Annotated in this window: 5 protein-coding genes; 3 read left to right on the forward strand and 2 right to left on the reverse strand. The window is 61.7% G+C overall.

Annotation, left to right across the window (positions count from 1 at the left end; genetic code table 11):
• A partial coding sequence (locus tag VFL62_RS00715) for an NAD(P)-dependent oxidoreductase (protein ID WP_414644566.1) occupies positions 1-215 on the forward strand: 215 nt, incomplete at its 5' end.
• Positions 216-449: 234 nt separating this feature from the next.
• Positions 450-815 carry an RNA polymerase-binding protein DksA gene (dksA, locus tag VFL62_RS00720; RefSeq protein ID WP_171707889.1) on the forward strand — a complete coding sequence of 122 codons (366 nt, stop codon included), beginning with the start codon at positions 450-452 and terminating at the stop codon, positions 813-815.
• Positions 816-899: 84 nt separating this feature from the next.
• On the opposite strand, the gene VFL62_RS00725 is transcribed toward dksA, so the two are convergent.
• Together VFL62_RS00725 and VFL62_RS00730 are read right to left on the reverse strand one after the other, a co-directional pair.
• On the reverse strand, positions 900-1,607 hold the full coding sequence (locus tag VFL62_RS00725) for a phosphotransferase enzyme family protein (protein ID WP_325170461.1): 708 nt from the start codon (positions 1,605-1,607) through the stop codon (positions 900-902).
• Between the two features lie 230 nt (positions 1,608-1,837).
• Entirely contained in the window at positions 1,838-4,018 is a 2,181-nt protein-coding gene (locus VFL62_RS00730; protein WP_325170462.1) for a carboxypeptidase-like regulatory domain-containing protein, read from the reverse strand.
• A 219-nt stretch (positions 4,019-4,237) separates the two neighbouring features.
• Between VFL62_RS00730 and lpxD the strand changes: the two genes are divergently transcribed.
• The gene (gene lpxD, locus VFL62_RS00735; protein ID WP_325170463.1) at positions 4,238-5,302 is read left to right on the forward strand and encodes a UDP-3-O-(3-hydroxymyristoyl)glucosamine N-acyltransferase; all 1,065 of its coding nucleotides are present in this window, start codon (positions 4,238-4,240) and stop codon (positions 5,300-5,302) included.
• Positions 5,303-5,563: the final 261 nt, after the last annotated feature.

The following is a 5,563-nucleotide window of genomic DNA, read 5'->3' on the forward strand; positions in this document are numbered from 1 at the left end:
TCGGCCAGGAGAAGGAGCTGAATTGGACCTTCCTGTCGCCTTCGGCGCTGATCGATTTCGGGAACCGGACTGGGAAGTTCCGTCTGGGAACCGACCAGCTGCTGGTCGATTCGAGCGGCAAGAGCTGGATCTCGTTCGAGGACTTCGCAGTGGCGATGGCCGACGAAATCGAGCGTCCCGCCCATGTTCGCAAGCGCTTTACGGTCGGCTATTAACTGCCGAATGCGATTCCTCGCCCGGACCCGATAGATTTGTCTGTGCAAGGGCTTGGGCAAAGGGTAGGGCTGGCCATTGGAATATTGTCTGTCACAAGTCCCCGCTATATAAGGCGCCGCGTGAGCGGAACTTGCCTCTCGCGCGGCGCCGCAAATTAGCGGGGCCTTCAGGTGAAAGATGGGCTGGCCTTGGAAAAGCTGAAGAACTACAGACCTTCCGAAAAAGAGCCTTTTATGAACGAGCGGCAGCGCGACTATTTTCGCGCCAAGCTCCTGGCCTGGAAGGATGAGATCCTGCGGGAATCGAAGATCACGCTGCAGACGCTTCAGGAGGAGAACGTCAATCATCCTGATCTCGCCGATCGTGCATCGTCAGAAACCGATCGTGCCATCGAACTGCGCGCCCGCGACCGCCAGCGCAAGCTGATCTCCAAAATCGATGCCGCCTTGCAGCGCATCGAGGACAATACCTACGGCTATTGCGAGGAGACCGGTGAGCCGATCTCGCTGAAGCGGCTTGAAGCCAGGCCGATCGCGACGTTGTCGGTGGAAGCGCAGGAGCGCCACGAAAAGCGCGAGAAGGTCTATCGCGACGAGTAGGTCGCTTTGTTAACGACCGCCGTCGCCGCGTCGACCGCGACGCGTCCGCGCGACTTCCGAACGAGCAGGATAAGCTGACCAGCGTTAAGGCGCGAGGCTGGACTGCGTCCACTCGCGGCAGTGATCCGCCCAATCCGCCATGGCGGATTTGCCTGTGCGGCGACCCTCGGCGGAAAGCATGGCCTGTCGTTCGAGTATCGCAGGAAAAATAGCCTCGACGTCGTACATTCCATACGCCTTCACAAAGTTCGCGAGGCGTCTACGCTGATCCGGTACCGGAATCTCCAGGCAACCGAGATCGAGCCAAAGCCAGGCTGCATATCCGAGGTCAAGGAGACGCGGCCCTGGTGCAGCGGCGTCGAAGTCGATGATCGCGATGGGCGTGCCATCCCTGAAGACGAAATTGCACGGCGAGAGATCGTTGTGGCAGATGGTTTCGATGCCGCTCCGGCGATGGGGCAACGTCGGCACCATCTCGGCCCCGATGTCGTGGAAACGACGTATCATCGATGCCGCAGTCCACAGCGCGCCGTCATCGTGACATGCGAGATCCGCCGGCACGTCGCCTTCGATGAATGAAAGAATGTCGCGTCCGAATTCGTCGATGCCGAGGAAGGCCGGCGACGCTCCGAATCGTTTGTCTGCAAGATGCCGGAGCAGGCGACGCACGAACGTAGAGTTTGCGGTCTGCGGGCGGCGCACGGTGTCGCCGACGTGAACGACGCCGGGCGTCGTCCTGCCGCCGCTTAGCGGCACTTCGGCGACTTCGATGGAAGGCTTGCTGACGATCATCAACAATCTCCTGGTGTCAAAGTCTGCCGTTCCCCTTCACGACGTCGACGCTGCTTTGAGTTTTCGACTCCCCGATCGGCATGATGCGGCGCCAGAAAACTCCACTGGGGCGCGCGGTCTGTTTTGACCGTCCGCGAGCTGCCGGACTCTTAAAATGCAAATGCTTCGCTGCATCACTTGATGCAACGAAGCATTTGTGTCGCGCGCCCGCCAATTGGAGGGCGTTGGTTCTAGCCCGCCAGCGGGTCGGGGCGCATCTGCAGCTTGAACACGCGCGGCCGCGCATCCTTGCCACCTTCGCTGTGGAAGTAGGCGCGGGTGCCGGTCGTGGTCCAGAGTCCGCGACCCTTCCAGCCGGCTTTCGGATCGTCGATGCGGCCGTCGGCGTTCTTGGCGAAGAAGCCGAGCGGGTAGGGAATCCTCAGATCGACGAACTTGCCGTTGACCAGCGCCAGCATGGATTCGCTGCCATTGGCCATCGCGATCGGCACGTCATTGCCCAAGCCGAGCGTGTTGTGGACGTCGACCCAGATGTAATAGGCGTGGTTCGCGCTGCCCTTGGGATCGTCGACCCCTTTGAACTGCGGTCCGGGCATCCGGTACAGCGTCCAGCCTTCGAAGCACTGTGCGCCGGTCGCGGCATTCGGTCCCTGCAGCTTTTCCTTGCACTTGGAACGGTCGAAGCTTGCGAGCTGTCCGCTCGAAAGCACGGTCCAGGCCACGCCCTTCGAATCGACGTCGACGCCGCGCGAGCCATAGGTGCCGGGCGGCGACTGGAAGATTTCGGAGACTGCGGTCTTGGTCGGGTCGCTGCCTGGAATCATCCGGATCAGCAGTGCCGGCTGCGCAATGCGCGAGAAGCCGGGGCCCATGGCCTGACCCCAGATCACGTCGCCCTTGACGCTCGGCATGACGCCGTAGAAAGCCGCCTTCACCCACTTGTCCTTGCCGGGCTCGATCGGCTTGTCGGGCGCAACGAAATCCTCGCGCTTGCCGGTACCGGAGACGTTGACTACGGTCGGCGTCCAGCCCTGCGACTTCATCGCATCGCCGGTTTGCTCGAACTTCTTGACGTCGAGCCAGCCGACCACGCCGCTATAGGGTTGTCCCTGGCTGAACCAGAGCTTGTTGTCGGGTGTGAACACCAGGTGATGCGTGTTGAAGCACGTATCGATCGTGGTCCACTTCTCGGTCTTCGGATCGTACATCGAGGCTTCGCGGGCCGATTCCTTCAACGGCGCAATCTGTGCCGAGGGAAGGTCCGAGCCGGCCTGGCAGCTTGCCGGGTTCGGCGTCCGCCGCAGCCGTGCCGTGAACCAGACCCGGCCCTTCTCGTCCATCATCGGATTGTGGATCGAGGTGTGGCCGTCCCAGATCGCCTCTTCACCCCAGAACGGCGAAGGCGCCATCGGGTCGTCCTTGGCGCTCGGCGTCTGCGGATCGACATAGGGTTCGTGGATGAACGACGTCGTGTTCTTGACGGGATCGAGCACCGGGATGTCGTCGGAGCTTTCTTCCGGCGATCCGTAGATCTTGCCGTTGGCATTCACCGTCGGATTGCGCTTGTCCGTCGAAACCTCGTCATGCAGGTACATGCCCCGCTTGCCCCATTCCCACGAGGTGATGACGACGTTGCGCTCGATGCCTTTCGGACGCTCCGGCTTGTCGAAGGGAAGTTCGCCCGCCGCGACCCGGTCGGTCCAGTCGGCGAACATCTTGTAGGCGCGCGGCGGTCCCATCCGGCCCAGTGTCAGCGCCATGTTGTTCATGGCCTGGCCGGACTGAACGCGGCGCTCCCACATCTCTTCGGAACTCTTGAACTCGCCGAGTTCTTTCACGTGAGGATGACGAATATTGTCGCTGCCGAGCGCGTGGCACGACTGGCAGGAGTTCTTCAGGCTGTCGATCCAGGTGGCTTGCGAGTCCATGCTGGCGGGCATGCCGGTCGGGCTCTTGTCCGAACCGGGAAATTCGCTGGCGGGTGGGATCTTGATCATCGAATACCAGTACATGCCCGGATAGTATTCGGCAGCGGCAGCCGCGTTCGGCGCCGCCTTGGCTTTGAGGTCGAGGGTCTTGCCGGGCGCCGCATCCTGCTTGTCGGAATCGACAAGGCCGTATCCGCGCACCCAGACCTTATACTTGGCGGAGGGGAGCTGCGGGATGAGGTATTGGCCGTTGTCGTTGGTGGCGACCATCTTGGCGTATTTGGTTGGCAGGTCGGTGGTTTCGGCAATCACCCAGACGCCGGCTTCCGGACCGTTGGGGCCGGTGACCTGGCCGCCGATCGCATCGGCGCCCACCTTCAAAGCCGGCTTTTGTTGTGCAGTGGCGGGGCCGCACCATGCCGTCACCAGTGCAGCGATCGCGACCGCGGCGAGACAGGCATTAGAATGGCGACGAAAAGTCATTATTCGCTCCCGGTTAACAGCTGAACTTCGACGGTTCAGCTTTTTCGACAATGTGAAATTTTGCCTTGTATTATAATAGCATCGGATGAATGTAGATGACTGTCAACGTAGCCGTTGTGCCAACGCGCTCACATCTTGGTTGAACGCCGCTGCGGCTCGCGCGGCTTGCTTGCACGTGTGAGACATGGCACGCCGGCCGCGCTAATGGTGGATTGGTAAATGGGAAATCGTCGCTTCTTTAATCGTCCGGCCGGTTTGACGATCGCCGAGATTGCCGCACTGACGCATGCCGAACCGATCGGCACCGCCGCGATGTCGCGCGTGATCGACGGCGTGGCGCCGGTCGATCTGGCGGGTCCTTCCGATCTTGGCTTTATCGATGCCAACAAGTTTGTCGATGCGCTGACCAAAACGCGCGCCGGCGCCTGCCTGATGCCGAAGCGCTTCGTCGAACATGCGCCGAAGGGACTCGCCGTGCTGCTGACGGAAACGCCGTATCGCGCTTTCGTCGCCGTGCACCGACAACTCTATCCGCAATCGCTGCGGCCGGCCTCGCTTTTCGAGACCGACGGCATTGCTGAAGGCGCCACGGTTCATCCAACGGCGCGGCTGGAAGGTGACGTGACCGTCGATCCCGGCGCGGTGATCGGACCGCGCGCCGAAATCGGCGCGGGCAGCGTCATCGCCGCCAACGCAGTGATCGGCCCCGACGTCACCATCGGCCGCGACTGCCGGATCGGCGCCACCACTTCGATCACGCACACGCTGATCGGCGATCGCGTGATCATCCATCCCGGCTGCCGGATCGGTCAGGACGGCTTCGGCTACACCGAAGATGCCGCGCAGCAGAAGATTCCGCAGACCGGCCGCGTCATCATCCAGAACGACGTCGAGATCGGCGCCAACGTCACGATCGACCGCGGCGGCATCAGGGACACCGTGATCGGCGAGGCCAGCAAGATCGATAACCTCTGCCAGATCGGACATAACTGTCAGATCGGCCGGCACTGCGTGGTGGTGGCGCTGTCCGGATTGAGCGGCAGCGTGACACTGGAAGATTACGCGCTGCTCGGTGGCGCGGTCGGCCTTGCGCCGCATCTGACGGTCGGCAAGGGCGCTCGCCTGGCCGCGCGCTCCGGCGTCATCAGCGACATTCCCGCCGGTGAAACCTGGGGAGGATATCCGGCGCGTCCACGGATTCAGTGGATGCGCAAGGAGGCGGCGTTGGCGCGCTTGGCCGGCGCGGGTGACAAGAACCGCAAGCGTGCGAAGGATTCCGACTAGAGCTTCGATTCCGAAGCTCGTCAGTTGTAAGCGGCCACCGATTGGCGCTCCAGACAGAACTCATAAGCCCAGCCAAGTCTGCGTTGCCCTCAAAAGCGGACGTCTCAGCTTTCTTACGTGACGTCTGCTAAGGGCCGATTGTGTTGAAAAAGGCGGCAGTTGCGACGCAGAGACATCAATGATTCAGTCTGTCTAACTGGCAGGGCTGAAGATCATGATGGGGCATCAGCAGGTTGAACAGGCTGCTTTGTTCTACGAGTT

This window comes from Bradyrhizobium sp. (assembly GCF_035701725.1).
Taxonomy (GTDB): domain Bacteria; phylum Pseudomonadota; class Alphaproteobacteria; order Rhizobiales; family Xanthobacteraceae; genus Bradyrhizobium.

Coding starts and splice junctions, on each gene's coding strand:
- dksA (WP_171707889.1), top strand. CDS start 450: ATGAACGAGCGGCAGCGCGACTATTTTCGCGCCAAGCTCCTGGCCTGG.
- VFL62_RS00725 (WP_325170461.1), bottom strand. CDS start 1,607: ATGATCGTCAGCAAGCCTTCCATCGAAGTCGCCGAAGTGCCGCTAAGC.
- VFL62_RS00730 (WP_325170462.1), bottom strand. CDS start 4,018: ATGACTTTTCGTCGCCATTCTAATGCCTGTCTCGCCGCGGTCGCGATC.
- lpxD (WP_325170463.1), top strand. CDS start 4,238: ATGGGAAATCGTCGCTTCTTTAATCGTCCGGCCGGTTTGACGATCGCC.